Source organism: Teichococcus aestuarii, from assembly GCF_003116135.1.
In the GTDB taxonomy this organism is placed as follows: domain Bacteria; phylum Pseudomonadota; class Alphaproteobacteria; order Acetobacterales; family Acetobacteraceae; genus Pseudoroseomonas; species Pseudoroseomonas aestuarii.
The window spans coordinates 80,482-96,720 of record NZ_PDOA01000003.1 but is presented as its reverse complement, the minus strand read 5'-3'; the positions used below and the strand labels follow the sequence as shown (position 1 = coordinate 96,720).

Genomic DNA, 16,239 nt, shown 5'->3' with positions numbered 1-16,239 from the left:
GGGGGCGGGGGGGAAGGGGCGATGCGCGCGGCCCTGGCCCGCCGGCCGCATGGCCACCCTGCGCCTTGCGCCGATTTCATGCCCGGCGGCGGCGTGGCGGTGGCAGCCTCGGCCGCATGCGCCGCCTGTTCCTCTCCCTGTTGCTGCCACTCCTCGCCCTGGCACCGCCCGCCGCCCGGGCCGTGGAGCTGCGGCCCGTCACCCTGCCCGGGCCGGAGGGCACCCCGCTGCGCGCCCTGCTGGCCCTGCCGCCGGCCGGTGCCCCGCTCGGCGTTCCAGTCGTGGCGCTGCATGGCTGCGGCGGCCTCGGCCCGCCAGGGGCGATGCGCGCCCCGGCGCGGGAGCGGGACTGGGCGGCGCGGCTGGTGGAAGCCGGCCACCCCGTGCTGTTCCCGGACAGCTTCGGCAGCCGCGGCCTCGGCCCGGCCTGCGGCCGGCCGGAGCACCCGGCGCGGCCGGACCCGGTGCGCGCGGCCGATGCCCTGGCCGCCGCCGCCTGGGCGCAGGCCCAGAGCTGGGCCGCGCCTGGCGGGGTGCTGCTGCTCGGCTGGTCGCATGGCGGCAGCACGGTGCTGGCGGCGGCCGCGCGGGCGGAGCCGGGGCTGGTGCGGGCGGCGGTGGCCTTCTATCCCGGCTGCCTCGCCGCCCGCCGGGCCGGCACCATGGCCGCCATTCCCCTCCTGCTGCTGCTGGGCGAGGCGGATGACTGGACGCCCGCGCGCTTCTGTCAGGGCTGGGCCGCGGCGCAGCCGCCGGGCCGGTTGGAGGCGGTGCTCTACCCCGGCGCCGGCCATGGCTTCGACGCACCGGGCGAGGCGCCGCCGCGCGCCCTGGAACTGCCCGACGGCCGGCGGGTGACGGCCGGCGCCCACCCCGCCGCGCGGGCGCTCGCCATGCCAAGAGCGCTGGCCTTCCTCGCCGCACATGCCGGCCCTGCATCCAGGCCCTAGGGCTTTGCATTTCCCGCCGCCGCGAGGCGTGGTAACGGGGGCGCCATGAATCCGGCCGACACCCCCATCGCCCTCGGCGCCGACCATGCCGGCGTCGCCCTGAAGGACAGCCTGCGGGCCGCACTGGAGGCGGCCGGCCACCCCGTGCTCGACTTCGGCACCCATGGCAGCGAGAGCTGCGACTACGCCGATTTCGCCCACCCCGTCTCCGAGGCGGTGGCGGGCGGCCAGGCGCGCTTCGGCGTGCTGGTCTGCGGCACCGGCATCGGCATGGCGATCGCCGCCAACCGCCACCCCGCCATCCGCGCCGTGGTGGTGCACAACACCACCGAGGCGCGGCTGACCCGCGCCCACAACGATGCCAACATCGCCTGCTTCGGCGCCCGCACCGTGGGGCCGGAGGTGGTGCTGGACGCGCTCTCCGCCTTCCTGACCACCCCCTATGAAGGGGGCCGTCACGACCGTCGCATCGCCAAGATCACGCCGCGCATCCTCGCCGCCGGCACCGCCCAGGAGGCCTGAACCGATGAACGAGCTGTCCCCCGCGCACCTCGCCGGCCGCTTCTTCGGCGCCCCGCTGGCCGAGGCCGATGCCGACATCGCCACGCTGATCGGCCGCGAGCTGACCCGCCAGCAGGACGGCATCGAGCTGATCGCCTCCGAGAACATCGTCTCCCGCGCCGTGCTGGAGGCCCAGGGCTCGATCCTGACCAACAAGTACGCCGAGGGCCTGCCCGGCAAGCGCTACTACGGTGGCTGCGAGGTGGTGGACGAGATCGAGACCATCGCCATCGAGCGCGCCAAGCAGCTCTTCGGCTGCGGCTTCGCCAACGTCCAGCCGCACAGCGGCGCCCAGGCCAACCAGGCGGTGTTCTTCGCCCTGATGCAGCCGGGCGACACCTTCATGGGCCTCGACCTCGCCGCCGGCGGGCACCTGACGCATGGCTCGCCCGCCAACCAGTCCGGCAAGTGGTTCAAGGTGGCGCCCTACACGGTGGAGCGCGAGAGCGGCCGCATCGACATGGAGGAGGTGGCGCGCATCGCGCGCGAGAGCCGCCCCAAGGTGATCGTCGCCGGCGGCTCCGCCTATTCCCGCGCCTGGGACTTCGCCCGCTTCCGCGCCATCGCCGACGAGGTGGGCGCCACCTTCATGGTGGACATGGCGCATTTCGCGGGCCTCGTGGCCGGCGGCGCGCATGACAGCCCGTTCCCGCACGCCCATGTGGTGACCACCACCACCCACAAGACGCTGCGCGGCCCGCGCGGCGGCATGATCCTCACCAACGACGAGGCGCTGGCCAAGAAGTTCAACAGCGCCGTCTTCCCCGGCCTGCAGGGCGGCCCGTTGGAGCATGTGATCGCCGCCAAGGCCGTGGCCTTCGGCGAGGCGCTGCGCCCCGAGTTCCGCGCCTATGCCAGGGCCGTCGTCGCCAACGCGAAGGCGCTGGCGGACGAGCTGGTGGCCCAGGGCGCCGGCATCGTCACCGGCGGCACGGACAACCACCTGATGCTGGTCGACCTCCGCCCGCTGAACCTGACCGGCAAGGCGGCCGAGGCGGCGCTGGGCCGCGCCCACCTGACCTGCAACAAGAACGCCATCCCCTTCGACCCGGCCAAGCCCTTCGTCACCTCGGGCATCCGCCTCGGCACGCCGGCCGGCACCACGCGTGGCCTGGGCGAGGCGGAGTTCCGCGAGATCGGGCGGATGATCGGCCGCGTGCTGCTCGGCCTCTCCCGCGCCAACGAGCCGGAGGGCAATGCCGCGGTCGAGGCCGAAATCGGTGCCGAGGTGCTGGCGCTCTGCCAGCGCTTCCCGATCTACCGCTGAGCGGCCGGGGCAGGGGGGCGGGAGATGCGCTGTCCGTTCTGCGGCAGCGAGGACACGCAGGTGAAGGACAGCCGCCCCGCCGATGACGGGGCGGCGATCCGCCGCCGGCGGTCCTGCCCGTCCTGTGGCGCCCGCTTCACCACCTTCGAGCGGGTGACCCTGCGCGAGCTGACGGTGGTGAAGTCCGACCAGCGCCGCGTGCCCTTCGACCGCGACAAGCTCGCCCGCTCCATCCGCATCGCGCTGCGCAAGCGGCCGGTGGACGAGGACCGGGTGGAGCGCATCGTCAACGGCATCCAGCGCCGGCTGGAGGCCGAGGGCGAGAGCGAGATCAGCTCCCGCGCCATCGGCGAGATGGTGATGGAAACGCTCAAGGAACTCGACCAGGTGGCCTATGTGCGCTTCGCCTCGGTCTATCGCAATTTCGGCGAGGCCGCGGATTTCCAGGCCTTTCTCGGCTCGCTCGACCGCAACGGCTGACAGACCCATGGTGATCCTCTTCCATCCCGCGGCCCGTGCCGCCGGGAATGCCGCCGCCGTTCTGGCCACGCTGCGCGAGGCCCTGCCGGGCGACCGGGCGGCGCTGGCGGTGATGGCCGCCGCCGCCTTCGCCCAGGGGCCGGCGGCGCTGATGCCGGCGCGGCTGCGCGCCCGCGCCGATGCCGGCCGCTTCGCCGCCCTCTTCGCCGCCCATGGCCCGCTGCTGCTGGCCGAGGCGGAGGGCCGCCCGCTCGGCTGCATCCTGGCCGAGCCGGCACAGCCCGGCGAGCCGGCGCGCATCACCGGGCTGTGGGTGGCGCCCGGGGCGGCCGGCCAGGGCATCGGCTCCGCCCTGCTCGCCGCCATGGAACGGCATCTGGCCGCGGCCGGGGCGGAGAGCCTGCGGGTGCGGGTGCCGAGCGGGCATCTGCGCGCCCTCGGCCTGTTCCGCCGCCGCGGCTACGCCATGCAGGCGGCCGGGCAGCGCACCGAGCCGGTGCTGCAGGTGCCGCTGCCGCACACCGTGCTGGCCAAGCCCCTGGCCGGCGCCACGGCGGGCGGCACGCTGCCCTGCGCCGCGGCATGAGCACGGGCGCCGGCCAGGACCCGGGCCAGGCGGCGGAGGCGGCCGACGAGGCGCATCTGCGCGCGGCGCTGGCGCTGGCCGCGCGTGGCCTCGGCAACACCTGGCCCAACCCGGCGGTGGGCTGCGTCATCGTGCGCGATGGCGCCGTGGTCGGGCGCGGCTGGACCGCCCCCGGCGGCCGCCCGCATGCCGAGACGGAGGCGCTGAAGCGCGCCGGGGCGGCGGCGCGCGGCGCCACCGCCTATGTCACGCTGGAGCCCTGCTGCCACTGGGGCCGCACGCCCCCCTGCGCCGATGCGCTGGTGGCCGCCGGCGTGGCCCGCGTGGTGGTGGCCATGCGCGACCCCGACCCGCGGGTGGACGGCGCCGGGCTGGCGCGGCTGCGCGCCGCCGGCATCGCCGTCTCGGTGGGGCTGCTGGAGGCGGAGGCGCGGGCGCTGAACGCCGGCTTCCTCAAGCGCCTGACGCGGAACCTGCCGCTGGTCACGCTGAAGCTGGCCACCACGCTGGATGGCCGCATCGCCACCCGCACCGGCGAGAGCCAGTGGATCACCGGCCCCGAGGCGCGGCGCATGGCGCACGCCCTGCGCGGCCGGCACGACGCCGTGCTGGTGGGCAGCGGCACCGCCCTGGCCGACGACCCGGATCTCTCCTGCCGCATCCCCGGCTATGCCGCCGTGCCGACGGTGCGCGTGGTGGCCGATGCCCGGCTGCGCCTGCCGCCCACGGCGCGCATGCTGCGGGAAGGGCAGGGGCCGGTCTGGGTCGCCACCCGCCCCGGCCACCCGGATGCGGTGCTGGAGCCGCTGCGCGCCGCCGGCGCCGAGATCGTCGAGGTGCCGGAGGCCGAGGGCGCGCACGGGGTTCCCCTGGGGCTCGACCCCGCCGCGCTGCTGCGGGCGCTCGCCGCGCGGGGCCTGACGCGGGTGCTGGCCGAGGGCGGCGCCGCGCTCGGCGCCGGGCTGCTGCGCGCCGGGCTGGTGGACCGGCTGGCCTGGTTCCATGCCCCTGGCATCATCGGCGCCGATGGCAGGGCCGCGCTGGACGCTTTGCCGCTGGAGGTTTTGTCGGCCATGCCCAGATATCGCCGCACCGCCCTGGCGCTGCCGGGGGCGGACCTGCTCAGCGAGTATGCCAGCGAGACCCATTCCAGCCAGATCGGGGCCGACTGAATGTTCACCGGGATCATCACCGCCCAGGGCCAGGTGGCCGAGGTCACGCCGATCGGCGGGGGGCAGGACATGCGCCTCGTCATCGCCACGCCCGGGGGCTGGCTGGAGGGGGCCGCGCTCGGCGCCTCCATCGCCTGCTCCGGCTGCTGCCTCACCGTCATCGCGCGCGACGAGCGGCGCTTCACCGTCGAGGTCTCGGCTGAGACGCTGGGCAAGACCACGCTTGGCCAGTGGCGGCAGGGCGGCACCATCAACCTGGAGCGCGCCCTGAAGATGGGCGACGAGATGGGCGGCCATGTCGTCTCCGGCCATGTGGACGGAGTGGGGGAGGTGGTCTCCGCCACGCCCGAGAACGGCTCGCTGCGCCTGGTGGTGAAGCTGCCTGAGGCGCTGGCCCGCTTCGTGGCGCCGAAGGGTTCGGTCACCATCGAGGGCGTCTCGCTCACCGTGAACGATGTCGAGGGCAGCCGCTTCGGCGTGAACCTGATCCCGCACACGGCGCAGGTGACGACGCTCGGCGGCTTGCGGCCCGGCGCGCCGGTGAATATCGAGATCGACATGCTGGCGCGCTATGTCGCCCGCCTGCGTGAGTTCGAGGCGGGCGATGCCCGGCGGGGGGAGACCAAGGCATGAATATTCTGACCCAGCGCACCTCCTTCTCGGAGTTCCTCAGCCCCACCGAGGAGCTGCTGGAGGAGGCCCGGCGCGGCCGCATGTTCATCCTCGTCGATGACGAGGACCGCGAGAACGAGGGCGACCTCGTCATCCCGGCCCAGTTCGCCACGCCCGACGCCATCAACTTCATGGCCCGCCATGCGCGCGGGCTGATCTGCCTGGCCATGACCAAGGCGCGGGTGGAGCAGCTCGGCCTGCCGCTGATGGCGCAGAGTAACGGCACCCGCCACCAGACCGCCTTCACCGTCTCGATCGAGGCGCGGGACGGCGTGACCACCGGCATCTCGGCGGCCGACCGGGCGCGCACCGTGGCGGTGGCCATCAACCCCGAGGCACGGCGGGAGGAGATCGTCACCCCCGGCCATGTCTTCCCGCTGGTGGCGCGCGAGGGCGGCACGCTGGTGCGCGCCGGCCACACCGAGGCGGCGGTCGACTTCGCCCGCCTCGCCGGGCTGAACCCCGCCGGCGTGATCTGCGAGATCATGAACGAGGACGGCACCATGGCCCGGATGCCGGACCTGGTGGCCTTCGCCCAGCACCACGGCCTGAAGCTCGGCACCATCGCCGACCTGATCGGCCACCGCCGCCGCACGGAGCGGCTGGTGCGACGCGTCGAGGAAGGCCGCCACGCCGGGGCGCCGGGCGGCGAGTGGCGCTCCGTCGTCTATGCCAACACGCTGGAATACGGCGAGCATGTCGCGCTGGTGAAGGGCGACCTCGCGCGCCCCGGCCCGGTGCCGGTGCGGATGCACGCGGTGAACCTCTTCGCCGACATCGTCGGCGCCAACGGCGCGGCCGAGCTGCACCACGCCATGGAGGCCATCGCGCGCGAGGGCCGCGGCGTCGTCGTGCTGATCCGCGACGTGAAGCCCACCGCCCTCTCCGAGCGGGTCCGCGCCGGGCGCGACCGCAGCGAGCAGCCGGAGCTGCGCGACTACGGCATCGGCGCGCAGATCCTGGCCGATCTCGGCGTGCGCGAGATGATCCTGCTGACCAACCACCCCAGGGCGATCGTCGGGCTGGAGGGCTACGGCCTGACCGTGGCCGAGACCCGGCCGATCGAGCACCAGTGAGCACCTGAATTCATGAGCACCATCGACGCGCCGGAGCGCGCCACCCCCGCCATCCCGGGCCCGCCGCCGCGCATCCTGCTGATCCAGGCGCCGTATTACGAGGCCGTGGTCTCCGGCATGCGGCACGGCGCCGAGCGCGTGCTGGCCGAGGCGGGGGCGACGCTGGAGGTGGTGGACGTGGCCGGCGCCTTCGAGCTGCCCGCCGCGCTGCGCCTGGCGCTGAAGGCGGCGCCGCAGGGCGGGGCCGGTAGCGGGGCCAGGGGCGGTGACGGGGGCTGGGACGGCTTCCTGCTGCATGGCTGCGTGGTGAAGGGCGAGACCGACCACTACCAGTTCATCTGCGAGGCGGTGTGCCAGGGTGTCATGGACATCAGCGGCGAGACCGGCGTGCCGCTGGGCTTCGGCCTGCTGACGGTGGAGACCCTGTCCCAGGCCGTGGCCCGTTCCTCCAACGACCGCCACAACAAGGGTGCCGAGGCGGCGCATGCGCTGCTGGCGCAGGTGGCGCTCGCGCGCCGCTGGAACGTGAAGTGGGGCGCGAAGTGAGCGGCTCCGGCAAGGGTGCCCCCAAGGGCGGCCCGCAGGGCAAGCGCCCGGCGCCGCCGCAGGGCCGCCCGCGCACCGGCTCGCGCGTCGCCGCCATCCAGGCGCTGTTCCAGAGCGAGCAGACCGGCGAGGCGGCCGAGACGGTGCTCGACCAGTTCGTCCGCCACCGCATCGGGCCCGATGCCGGCGGCTTCGAGGATGGCCGCGTGCCGCTGGCGGACGTTCCGCTCTTCGCCGAGCTGGTGCGCGGCGTGGCGCGCCAGGGCGATTCGCTGGACGAGATCGTCGGCGGCCATCTGGCGGGCGACTGGACGGTGGTGCGGCTCGACCCGGTGCTGCGCGCCCTGCTGCGCGCCGCGGCCTTCGAGCTGTCCTCCGGCACGCAGCCGCCGGCCCGCGTGGTGATCAACGAATACATGGACATCGCGCACGGTTTCTTCAGCGGCGAGGAGCCGCGCTTCGCCAATGGCGTGCTGGACGCCATGGCCCGCTCGCTGCGCGCCCCCGAGTTCCAGCGCTGAGCCGGGCGGGGGAGGCGCCGCCTCCCCGCCGGGGCGGAGAGCCTTCCCCATGACCCTGCTTCCATGACCCTGCCGCCGGAATTCTCGCTGATCGCACGGCATTTCCGCCCGCTCGCGGGCCCCGGCGCGCTGGAGCTGGAGGACGACGCCGCGCTGCTGGCGCCGCCCCCAGGGCGGGAGCTGGTGCTGGCGGCGGACGCCATGGTGGCGGGCGTCCACTTCCTGCCGGACGACCCGCCGGAGACCATCGGCCGCAAGCTGCTGCGCACCAACCTCTCCGACCTCGCCGCCATGGGCGCGGCGCCGCTCGGCTACCTGATGACCACCGGCCTGCCGCGCGGCCTGCCGGATGGCTGGCTCGGCGCCTTCGCCGCCGGGCTGGCGGCGGACCAGCGCGAATTCGGCCTCTCCCTGCTGGGGGGCGACACCGTCTCAACCCCCGGCCCGATCCATCTCTCCCTCACCATCCTCGGCCATGTGGCGCCCGGCGCGGCGCTGCGCCGGGCGGGGGCGCGGCCGGGCGACGAGATCTGGGTCTCGGGCAGCATCGGCGACGGCACGCTGGGCCTCGGCGTGCTGCAGGGCGAGTTCCCGGCCGATGCGGCGGGCTTCCTGGCGGAGCGCTACCGGCTGCCGCGCCCGCGCCTGGGGCTGGGGCAGGCGCTGGCGGGCCTCGCCCGCGCGGCGATGGATGTGTCGGACGGGCTGGCGCAGGATCTCGGCCATCTCTGCCGCGCCGGCGGCTGCGGCGCCGTGCTGCGCGCGGCGGATGTGCCGCTCTCGCCGGCGGCGCGGGCGCTGCTGCGCGGGGCGCCGGCGCTGCTCCCGCGCATCCTGACCGGCGGCGACGATTACGAGCTGCTCTTCGCCGCGGCGCCCGGGGATGCGGAGGCCATCCGCGCCCAGGCCGCCGCCTGCGGCGTGGCTGTGTCGCGCATCGGGCATTTCGCGCCGGGCGAGGCCGTGGTTACGGTGGTGGATGGAGCCGGGGCGCGCCTTGACCTCGGCCAGGGGGGATGGAGCCACTTCTGATGGCAGGAACGGAACCGGCGGACGCCGTGGGGAACGCCCGGGCGGACGCCGAGATGCGCAGGACGGTCTGGCTGATGTTCGCCTGCCAGGCGCTGATGAACGCCTCCGTGGTGGGGCAGGTGGCGATGTCGGCGCTTATCGGCCACAGCCTGGCCAGCGACAAGGCGCTCGCCACCCTGCCCATGGCGTTGCAGATGGCCTCCACCATGGCCGCCTCCATCCCGGCGGGGCTGGTCTTCGCCCGGCTGGGGCGGAAGGCGGGCTTCGTGCTGGGGGCGGTCGGTGCCTGCCTCGGCAGCCTGACCTTCGCGCTCGGCGTCTGGCAGGGCGATTTCCTGCTCTACTGCCTCGGCGCCATCCCGGCGGGCCTCGGCTTCGGCATCTCGCAGCACTACCGCTTCGCCGCGGCCGAGGTGGCGACGCCCGCCTACCGCCCGCGCGCCATCTCGCTGGTGATGGCGGGCGGCGTGCTCTCCGCCATCTTCGGGCCGGAGCTGGTGAAGCACAGCCGCGACATGCTGGCGCCCTTCCTGTTCCTCGGCACCTACCTGATCCTGGCGCTGCTGCCGCTGGTCTGCCTGGCGCTGCTCTCCCGCGCGAAGCTGCCGCCGGCGCCGCCGCGGCCCAAGGTGGCGACGCCGATCGGCGAGATCTTGGCCCGCCCGGCCTTCCTCACCGCCGCCATCACCGGCGCGGTGGCCTATGGCACGATGAACCTGGTGATGACCTCGACGCCGCTGGAGATGATGCTCTGCGGCTTCGGCGTCGGTGCCAGCGCCACGGTCATCCAGCTGCACGCCGTCTCGATGTTCGCGCCCGGATTCGTCACGGGGCGGCTGATCGCCCGCTTCGGCGTGCGGCGGATCATCGCGGCGGGGGCGCTGCTGAACCTGTTCTGCGTCGCCGTGGCGCTGTCGGGGCGGGAGTTCGGCCATTTCAGCGTGGCGCTGATGCTGCTGGGGCTGGGCTGGAACTTCATGTTCGTCGGCGCCACCAGCCTGCTGGCCGAGGCGCACCGGCCGGAGGAGCGGGTGCGTGCCCAGGCGGCCAACGACTTCATCGTCTTCGGCACGGTGGCGTGCACCGCCTTCGCCTCCGGCGCCATCCATGCCCAGGCGGGCTGGATGGTGCTGAACCTGGCGCTGCTGCCCGCCGTCGGCCTGGCGCTGCTGCTGGTGCTGCTGCAGGCCCGTCGCCCGAGCGCCGCCTGAGCAGGCGGCCGGCGGCGCAAAAAAAGCCCGGGAGGCTTCCCGGGCTTTTTTCATGCCATGGCGGCGGGGAAGGGGGAGGGCCTAGAGCAGATCGCGAGCAGGCTGCTTCGCCTGATCGCGTGAAGATGCTCGCGAAAACAATGAGCTAGAGCCTTTTCCGTGAGCCAGTACGAACGGAAAAGGCTCTAGCGCCCCGGCCCGCCGCCCGGCGCCGTCTCCGAGCCGAGGCCACCGGCGCCGACGCGCCCGATATTGCCGAACAGCGCCTGCAGCACCGTGCGCTCCGTGCCCGGCACGGGGGTGGTGCGGCCCACCATGTCCACGCTGCGCATGTCGTCCTGGCCCACCTCGCGGATGTCGCGCAGCGTGCCGCCCTCGTCGAAGCGCATGGCGATGACGCGGCGGTCCTCGACGGTGAAGTGGCTGGCCGGGCGCATCCGCGTCACCGAGCTGATGTAGTACCACATGTTCCGGTCGAAGGTGCCGGTGGCGGTGGGGGAGCCGAGCAGGGCCTGCACATCGGCCTGGGTCTGCACGCCCGGGGTGAGCTGCGCCAGCAGCTCCGGGTCGGCGCGGTTGCCGCGCTGCACCGGCGGCGCCTCGAAGACCGAGCAGCCGGCGGCGGGCAGGGCCAGGATGAGCGCGAGCAGCGCGGCGCGGGCCTTGCCGGCCGGCCGCGGGCGGAACATGCTGCGGGTGGTGTCGCTGCTGGTCACGTCGCTGTTCACGGGGCGCCCCAATTCCTCTCGGCCTTCGCCCCGCGCGGCACCCGCCGGCGGGCCGGTCGGATTGACCAATGCGGGGTTGCGGTCCATCTGCACGGTCGATTGCCACCGCCCCGCATCGGGGTCAACCGGCCTGTGCCGCCCGGGGAACCGACCCGGGGTTTCGCCCAGGGTTTCGAAGGAGCCTGTCCCGACCATGGCCTTGTTCGGCCTGTTCCGCCGCAAGCCGCATGAGCGGCAGGGATTCGAGCTGTACGGCGCCGCCGTGCGGGCGGCGCGCCACCCCGTCTTCTTCGCGCATTATGGCGTGCCGGACACGCTGGATGGCCGGTTCGACCTGATCGGCCTGCAGGTGGCGCTGCTGATCCGCCGCCTGCACCGCGACGCCGACCGGCGCGGCGCCGTGCTGGCCCAGGCGGTGTTCGACGCCATGTTCGCCGACATGGACTTCAACCTGCGCGAGATGGGGGTGGGCGACATGTCCATCGCCAAGCGGGTGAAGAACATGTGGGAGGCCTTCCACGGCCGCGCCCGCGCCTATGAGGCGCCGCTGGAGGCGCGCGACACGGCGGCGCTGGCCGCCGCCCTGGCGCGCAATGTGTGGCGCGGCGCGGTGGCGGAGGACGCGCCGGCGCCGCGCGCGCTGGCCGCCCTGGCCCTGGCCACCGACGACGCCCTGGCCGCGCAGGGGCTGGATGCCCTGCTGCGGGGCCAGGTCACCTTCCCCCCGCCCCGGGACGAGATCCCGCAGTGAACGCAGGAGGCCGCATGACCGACCAGCCCCTGGAATTCTCCCGCACCCTGCCCTGGGTCGCGGTCGGCCCCGAAGGGCGCCGCCAGACCGTGCGTGCCACCGAGGCGGAGTGCGCCGCGCTGGCGCGCCGCTTCGGCATCCCCGCCGTCAATGCCCTGGGCGCCGAGCTGGAGCTGCGGGTGGAGGGCGGTGGCGCCATCCGCGCGCGGGGGCGGCTGCGGGCCTCCGTGGTGCAATCCTGCGTCGTCACGCTGGAGCCGGTGACGCAGGCGCTGGATGAGGCGGTGGACCTGCGCTTCCTGCCCTCCGGCAAGGAGCCGTCGGACGAGGACCCGGACGGGCCGGACGAGATTCCCACCGAGCGCGGCGTGATGGAACTGGGCGAGGCGCTGGCGGAGCAGCTCTCCCTGGCGCTCGACCCCTATCCGCGTGCCCCGGGCGCCACCCTGCCGGCCCTGGATGCGGCGGAGGAGGCGGATGAGCCGGCGCCGAAGCGGCCCAACCCCTTCGCCGTGCTCAAGGGCGGCAAGCCTTGAGCGTGGCGCGAGAGGGTTGCGTTTCAACCCTCTCGAAGCCTGCGTAACAACGGCGTATCAAGACTGGCGGCGGCATTGGCCCGCCTGTATGGAGAGCTCCATGCGCCGGAGAGACCTGCCCGCCTTGCTGCTCGCCGCGGCAATGCCCCTGCCTGCCTTGTCCTCGCCCGCCCTGGCGGCCGCGCCCGCCGCCCGCCCCCGTGCCGAGGCGGAGGCGATGCTGCGGCTCGCGGCCCGGCTGCGGCTGCTGTCGGTCGATGGCCTCTCGCCCCGGCTCTACGACATCCCGCCTGATGCCCGCCTCGGCGCCGACCCGCAGGGCCATGCCGCCGCCCTCTATGCCGCCGCCGGCGCCGCGCTGGCCGACCTGGTGCAGGGCCGCGTGACCGAGCAGCCCGGGCGGCCGGATCTCCGCCGAGACCTTTCCCCGGCCCGGCTGGCGCAGTGGCAGGCGCAGCTGCTGCGCAGCCCGGAGCCGGCCGAGGTGATCGAGCAGGCGGCGCTGAGCCACCCCGACATGCCGGCGCTGCGCCTGGCCCTGCAAGCCGTGCGCGCCCGCGTCGAGGCCGGCGGCTGGCCGCTGGTGCCGCCCGGCGGAACGCTGGACCCCGGCATGGCCGACCCGGTGCGAATCCCCGCCCTGCGCGCCCGCCTCGCCGCCGACGACACCACCCTGGCCGCCGCCCCGGATGCCGGCGAGCTGTTCGACACGGCGCTCGAGGAGGCGGTGCGCCGCTGGCAGGCCGCGCATGGGCTGGACGTGGATGGCCGCGTCGGCCCCGCCACGCTGCGGCTGATGAACCGCCCGGCCGAGGCCTGGCTCGGCCAGGTGCGGGTGGCGATGGACATGCGCCGCGGCGCCGCCGCCCCGCCCGCCGGCCGGCGCATCGAGGTGAACATCCCCGAATTCCGCCTCTGGGTGATGGAGGGGGCGCGCACCCTGCTGGAGATGCCGGTCATCGTCGGCAAGGCGGCGCGGGCCACGCCGCCGCTGGCGGTGAAGATGACGGCGGTGCAGTTCAACCCGCCCTGGGGCGTGCCCGAGCGCAACGCGCGCGAGGATTTGCTGCCGCGCTTCCGCCGCGACCCGCGCGCCATGATGGAGAAGGGCTTCCGCCTGTTCACCGTGGTCGGCGGCGAGCGGGTGGAGGTGGACCCGATGACGGTGGACTGGGCGAGCGTGAACCCGCAGCGCTTCCCCTACATCGTGCGGCAGGATGCGAGCGATGTGAGCGCGCTCGGCCGGCTGAAATTCGTCATGCCCAATGGCGACGACATCTACCTGCACGACACGCCGGACCGCCACCTGTTCAGCCGCGGCGACCGCGCCCTCTCCTCGGGCTGCATCCGCCTCAGCCAGCCCATGGAGCTGCTGGCGCTGGTGCTGGAGAACGCCCCCGGCTGGAACCGCGAGCGCGCCCAGGCGGCGCTCGACAGCCGGCAGACCAGCTTCGTCGGCCTCGCCCGCACCCTGCCGGTGCGGCTGGCCTACACCACGGTGACGGTGGAGGACGGGCTGGTGCGCGTCCGCCCCGACATCTACGGGCTGGATGCCGCCTATCTGCGGCTGCTGGACCAGCGCCGCCCGGCGCCCGGCGCGGCACCCGGCGCGGCCCCCGTGCCGCTGGCCCAGAACACGGCTTCCAGCACGGCCGGAGCGCCCTCCGCCATCCCCGCTCCGGCGCGCCCGGCGCCGGAACAGCCCCGCCCCGCCCGCGCCGAGGCCCCTGGCCCCGCCGAGGCGACAAAGGTTGCGAGCCCCTGATGCTGTTCGGACGACACAAGCCGCAAAGCTGCCCCTGCTGCGACCCCGCCCTGGCCGGGCGGCGCGAGGTGATCACCGCCGGCCTCGGCCTGCTGGCCTGCGCGGCACTGCCACGCGCCGCGCGGGCCGCCCCGCCGCTCGCCCCGGTGCGCAGCCTGCGGGTGGAGCGCAGCTACACGGAGGACCGCTTCGAGGGCGTGTACTTCCGCGATGGCCGCTACGACCGCGAGGCGCTGCACAAGCTGGACTGGGTGTTCCGCGACCTCTCCGCCGCCGAGGTGACGCCGATGGACCCAAGGCTGTTCGACGTGCTGCACGCCGTGGCCGAGCAGCTCGAGGCCTCGGAGGCCTTCGTCATCTCCAGCGGCTACCGCACGCCGGAGCGCAACGGCCAGCTCCGCACCCGCCGCGTCTCGACGGTGAGCCTGCACATGTCCGGCATGGCGGCCGATTTCCGCCTGCCGGGGCGCGACGCCTATGGCGTGGCGCGCGCCGCCGCGCAGATGCAGGTGGGCGGCGTCGGCCTCTACCGCCGCGAGGGCTTCGTCCACCTCGATTGCGGCCCGCCGCGCCGCTGGTAGCGGCGCCCCCGGCTCAGCTGCGCCCGGCTCAGGCGCGCCAAGCTCAGATATGCCCGGCTCAGGCGCCGGCCAGCTCCACCAGCGCCGCCGCCAGCACCCGTGTTCCCCGGGCGAGCTGCTCCGGCGAGGAATACTCCGACGGGTGATGGCTCACGCCATCCCGGCAGGGCACGAAGATCATCCCCGAGGGGCAGAGCGGCACCAGGAACTGCGCGTCGTGGAAGGCGCCGGAGGGCATGCGCAGGGATTTCAGCCCCTGCGCCGCCGCCGCGCGCTCCACCGCGTCGGGCACCTCGGGCCGGAAGGTGACGGGCAGGGCGTGGAAGGTCTCGGTGACGGTGGCGGTGCAGCCGCGCAGCGCGGCCTGGATGACGCCGGGAATGGCATCGCCCCGCTTCAGCAGCACATCCTTGTCCGGGTGGCGCAGGTCGATGCTGAAGCGCGCCAGGTTCGCCACCGTGTTGGAGGCGTTGGGGAACACCTCCACCCGGCCCACGGTGAAGCGCAGCACATCCGCCGGGTCGTGCGTCAGCGCGTTCAGGGCGGCGATGGCGCGCAGCATGTCCTGCACCGCATCCTTCCGCTGGCCGAGGGGCGTGGTGCCGGCATGGTCGGTGCGGCCATGGATCTCCACGGTGAACCAGCGGCTGCCCTGGATGCCGGTGACGATGCCGATGTCCAGCCCACCCGCCTCCAGCCGCGGCCCCTGCTCGATATGCGCCTCCACATAGGCGTGCGGGCGCGGCGTGCCGAAGGGGCGGCGGGGCAGGTCGGCCTCGGCCGCCAGATGCTCCTCCAGCGCGGCGCGGAAGGTGGTGCCCGCCGCGTCGGTCACCGAATCCCAGCTGTCGGCGGGGCGGAAGCCGCTCCAGGCCATGCTGCCCATGCAGCCGGGGGCGAAGCGGCCGCCCTCCTCGTTGGTCCAGGCCACCACCTCGATCGGCCGGCGGGTGGCGATGCCGGCCTCGCGGATGGCCTGCACCGCCTCCAGACCCGCCAGCACGCCCCAGATGCCATCGAACCGCCCGCCATTGGGCTGGCTGTCCATGTGGCTGCCGGTCAGCACGGGGGCGGCGTCCGGGTCGGTGCCCTCGTGGCGGAGGAACAGGTTGGCCAGCCCGTCGGTCGCCACGGTCAGGCCAAGCTCGCGTGCCCAGCCGATCAGCAGCCGGCGCGCCTCGCGGTCGAGCGGGGAGAGGCAGGGGCGGTTCACCCCGTCGCCGGGGATGGCGCCGAGCTGCGCCATGCGCATCAGGCGGTCCCATTGCCGCGCCTCGTCCACCGCCGCGATCAGGTTGGGGGGTGCGGCCATTGTGCTGTGCTCCTGAGAACCAGCCGTCATGGATAGGGGAAAGGCCGGGGAGGGGGAATTCCCCCCTGGCCTCCCTCCTGCCGCCGTCAGCCGGCCAGCTTGAGGCCGATGATGCCGCCCGCGATCAGGGCGATGCAGAGCAGGCGCGCGGCCGTGGCGGGCTCGCCGAACAGGGCGATGCCGAGCAGCGCCGTGCCCACCGTGCCGATGCCGGTCCAGACCGCGTAGGCGGTGCCGAGCGGCAGGCCACGCAGGGCCAGGCCGAGCAGGCCCAGGCTGGCGGCCATGCTCGTCACCGTCAGCACGGTGGGCACCAGCCGCGTGAAGCCGTGGGTGTATTTCAGCCCCACGGCCCAGCCGATTTCCAGAAGGCCCGCCAGGGCAAGGTAGATCCAGGACATGAGGGAACGCCCCCCTTTCCAAGGTGGCGGGGTCGTCCCTGCCGTGGTCGATGCGAGGGGAGGTCGTCCTCCCGCCCCTCATCTAGGCGAT

The 16,239-nt window shown here is 74.4% G+C and carries 19 protein-coding genes; 16 read left to right on the top strand and 3 right to left on the bottom strand.

The window, feature by feature from the left end; genetic code table 11:
* Positions 1-116 precede the first annotated feature (116 nt).
* The 12 genes from CR165_RS05920 (at position 117) to CR165_RS05865 (ending at position 10,074) form a co-directional block, all read left to right on the top strand.
* Positions 117-950: a dienelactone hydrolase family protein gene (locus tag CR165_RS05920; protein ID WP_181378016.1), complete on the top strand. Its 834-nt coding sequence runs from the start codon at positions 117-119 to the stop codon at positions 948-950.
* 45 nt (positions 951-995) lie between these two features.
* The gene (gene rpiB / locus CR165_RS05915) at positions 996-1,472 is read left to right on the top strand and encodes a ribose 5-phosphate isomerase B (RefSeq protein ID WP_109516058.1); all 477 of its coding nucleotides are present in this window, start codon (positions 996-998) and stop codon (positions 1,470-1,472) included.
* A gap of 4 nt (positions 1,473-1,476) precedes the next feature.
* Positions 1,477-2,778: a serine hydroxymethyltransferase gene (gene glyA, locus CR165_RS05910; protein WP_109516057.1), complete on the top strand. Its 1,302-nt coding sequence runs from the start codon at positions 1,477-1,479 to the stop codon at positions 2,776-2,778.
* 24 nt (positions 2,779-2,802) lie between these two features.
* Positions 2,803-3,258, top strand: coding sequence for a transcriptional regulator NrdR (nrdR, locus tag CR165_RS05905; RefSeq protein WP_109516056.1), 456 nt, complete (start codon positions 2,803-2,805; stop codon positions 3,256-3,258).
* Positions 3,259-3,265: 7 nt separating this feature from the next.
* A complete protein-coding gene (locus tag CR165_RS05900) occupies positions 3,266-3,844 on the top strand; it encodes a GNAT family N-acetyltransferase (RefSeq protein ID WP_109516055.1) in 579 nt (192 codons plus the stop codon).
* Positions 3,841-5,016, top strand: a complete 1,176-nt coding sequence (gene ribD, locus CR165_RS05895) for a bifunctional diaminohydroxyphosphoribosylaminopyrimidine deaminase/5-amino-6-(5-phosphoribosylamino)uracil reductase RibD (RefSeq protein WP_109516054.1) — start codon at positions 3,841-3,843, stop codon at positions 5,014-5,016. The genes CR165_RS05900 and ribD overlap by 4 nt, the downstream gene beginning before the upstream one ends.
* Complete coding sequence (locus CR165_RS05890; RefSeq protein ID WP_109516053.1) at positions 5,017-5,649, top strand: riboflavin synthase; 633 nt, start codon at positions 5,017-5,019, stop codon at positions 5,647-5,649.
* Positions 5,646-6,764, top strand: a complete 1,119-nt coding sequence (gene ribB / locus CR165_RS05885) for a 3,4-dihydroxy-2-butanone-4-phosphate synthase (protein WP_109516052.1) — start codon at positions 5,646-5,648, stop codon at positions 6,762-6,764. Before CR165_RS05890 ends, ribB begins: the two co-directional genes overlap by 4 nt.
* 12 nt (positions 6,765-6,776) lie before the next feature.
* The gene (gene ribH / locus CR165_RS05880) at positions 6,777-7,310 is read left to right on the top strand and encodes a 6,7-dimethyl-8-ribityllumazine synthase (RefSeq protein ID WP_109516051.1); all 534 of its coding nucleotides are present in this window, start codon (positions 6,777-6,779) and stop codon (positions 7,308-7,310) included.
* Complete coding sequence (nusB, locus tag CR165_RS05875; protein ID WP_109516389.1) at positions 7,307-7,831, top strand: transcription antitermination factor NusB; 525 nt, start codon at positions 7,307-7,309, stop codon at positions 7,829-7,831. The genes ribH and nusB overlap by 4 nt, the downstream gene beginning before the upstream one ends.
* 63 nt (positions 7,832-7,894) lie before the next feature.
* Complete coding sequence (gene thiL / locus CR165_RS05870) at positions 7,895-8,863, top strand: thiamine-phosphate kinase (RefSeq protein WP_109516050.1); 969 nt, start codon at positions 7,895-7,897, stop codon at positions 8,861-8,863.
* Entirely contained in the window at positions 8,863-10,074 is a 1,212-nt protein-coding gene (locus CR165_RS05865; protein ID WP_109516049.1) for an MFS transporter, read from the top strand. Before thiL ends, CR165_RS05865 begins: the two co-directional genes overlap by 1 nt.
* Before the next feature lie 185 nt (positions 10,075-10,259).
* On the opposite strand, the gene CR165_RS05860 is transcribed toward CR165_RS05865, so the two are convergent.
* Positions 10,260-10,802, bottom strand: a complete 543-nt coding sequence (locus CR165_RS05860; RefSeq protein WP_245906167.1) for an outer membrane protein assembly factor BamE — start codon at positions 10,800-10,802, stop codon at positions 10,260-10,262.
* A gap of 193 nt (positions 10,803-10,995) precedes the next feature.
* Here CR165_RS05860 and CR165_RS05855 point away from each other — a divergent pair, with 193 nt between their 5' ends.
* The 4 genes from CR165_RS05855 (at position 10,996) to CR165_RS05840 (ending at position 14,435) form a co-directional block, all read left to right on the top strand.
* Complete coding sequence (locus CR165_RS05855) at positions 10,996-11,553, top strand: ubiquinol-cytochrome C chaperone family protein (protein ID WP_109516048.1); 558 nt, start codon at positions 10,996-10,998, stop codon at positions 11,551-11,553.
* A 14-nt stretch (positions 11,554-11,567) separates the two neighbouring features.
* Positions 11,568-12,089 carry a YceD family protein gene (locus tag CR165_RS05850; RefSeq protein WP_109516047.1) on the top strand — a complete coding sequence of 174 codons (522 nt, stop codon included), beginning with the start codon at positions 11,568-11,570 and terminating at the stop codon, positions 12,087-12,089.
* Between the two features lie 100 nt (positions 12,090-12,189).
* Positions 12,190-13,854, top strand: coding sequence for a L,D-transpeptidase family protein (locus CR165_RS05845; RefSeq protein WP_245906165.1), 1,665 nt, complete (start codon positions 12,190-12,192; stop codon positions 13,852-13,854).
* Positions 13,854-14,435, top strand: a complete 582-nt coding sequence (locus CR165_RS05840) for a YcbK family protein (protein ID WP_109516045.1) — start codon at positions 13,854-13,856, stop codon at positions 14,433-14,435. Before CR165_RS05845 ends, CR165_RS05840 begins: the two co-directional genes overlap by 1 nt.
* Positions 14,436-14,493: 58 nt before the next feature.
* On the opposite strand, the gene CR165_RS05830 is transcribed toward CR165_RS05840, so the two are convergent.
* The gene (locus tag CR165_RS05830) at positions 14,494-15,747 is read right to left on the bottom strand and encodes a M20 family metallo-hydrolase (RefSeq protein WP_109516044.1); all 1,254 of its coding nucleotides are present in this window, start codon (positions 15,745-15,747) and stop codon (positions 14,494-14,496) included.
* Between the two features lie 86 nt (positions 15,748-15,833).
* Positions 15,834-16,148 carry a quaternary ammonium compound efflux SMR transporter SugE gene (gene sugE / locus CR165_RS05825; RefSeq protein ID WP_109516043.1) on the bottom strand — a complete coding sequence of 105 codons (315 nt, stop codon included), beginning with the start codon at positions 16,146-16,148 and terminating at the stop codon, positions 15,834-15,836.
* Positions 16,149-16,239: the final 91 nt, after the last annotated feature.

Coding starts and splice junctions, on each gene's coding strand:
- CR165_RS05830 (WP_109516044.1), bottom strand. CDS start 15,747: ATGGCCGCACCCCCCAACCTGATCGCGGCGGTGGACGAGGCGCGGCAA.
- CR165_RS05850 (WP_109516047.1), top strand. CDS start 11,568: ATGACCGACCAGCCCCTGGAATTCTCCCGCACCCTGCCCTGGGTCGCG.
- CR165_RS05900 (WP_109516055.1), top strand. CDS start 3,266: ATGGTGATCCTCTTCCATCCCGCGGCCCGTGCCGCCGGGAATGCCGCC.
- CR165_RS05855 (WP_109516048.1), top strand. CDS start 10,996: ATGGCCTTGTTCGGCCTGTTCCGCCGCAAGCCGCATGAGCGGCAGGGA.
- sugE (WP_109516043.1), bottom strand. CDS start 16,148: ATGTCCTGGATCTACCTTGCCCTGGCGGGCCTTCTGGAAATCGGCTGG.
- CR165_RS05845 (WP_245906165.1), top strand. CDS start 12,190: ATGCGCCGGAGAGACCTGCCCGCCTTGCTGCTCGCCGCGGCAATGCCC.
- ribH (WP_109516051.1), top strand. CDS start 6,777: ATGAGCACCATCGACGCGCCGGAGCGCGCCACCCCCGCCATCCCGGGC.
- CR165_RS05865 (WP_109516049.1), top strand. CDS start 8,863: ATGGCAGGAACGGAACCGGCGGACGCCGTGGGGAACGCCCGGGCGGAC.
- CR165_RS05920 (WP_181378016.1), top strand. CDS start 117: ATGCGCCGCCTGTTCCTCTCCCTGTTGCTGCCACTCCTCGCCCTGGCA.
- CR165_RS05840 (WP_109516045.1), top strand. CDS start 13,854: ATGCTGTTCGGACGACACAAGCCGCAAAGCTGCCCCTGCTGCGACCCC.
- nrdR (WP_109516056.1), top strand. CDS start 2,803: ATGCGCTGTCCGTTCTGCGGCAGCGAGGACACGCAGGTGAAGGACAGC.
- glyA (WP_109516057.1), top strand. CDS start 1,477: ATGAACGAGCTGTCCCCCGCGCACCTCGCCGGCCGCTTCTTCGGCGCC.
- ribD (WP_109516054.1), top strand. CDS start 3,841: ATGAGCACGGGCGCCGGCCAGGACCCGGGCCAGGCGGCGGAGGCGGCC.
- thiL (WP_109516050.1), top strand. CDS start 7,895: ATGACCCTGCCGCCGGAATTCTCGCTGATCGCACGGCATTTCCGCCCG.
- rpiB (WP_109516058.1), top strand. CDS start 996: ATGAATCCGGCCGACACCCCCATCGCCCTCGGCGCCGACCATGCCGGC.
- CR165_RS05890 (WP_109516053.1), top strand. CDS start 5,017: ATGTTCACCGGGATCATCACCGCCCAGGGCCAGGTGGCCGAGGTCACG.
- ribB (WP_109516052.1), top strand. CDS start 5,646: ATGAATATTCTGACCCAGCGCACCTCCTTCTCGGAGTTCCTCAGCCCC.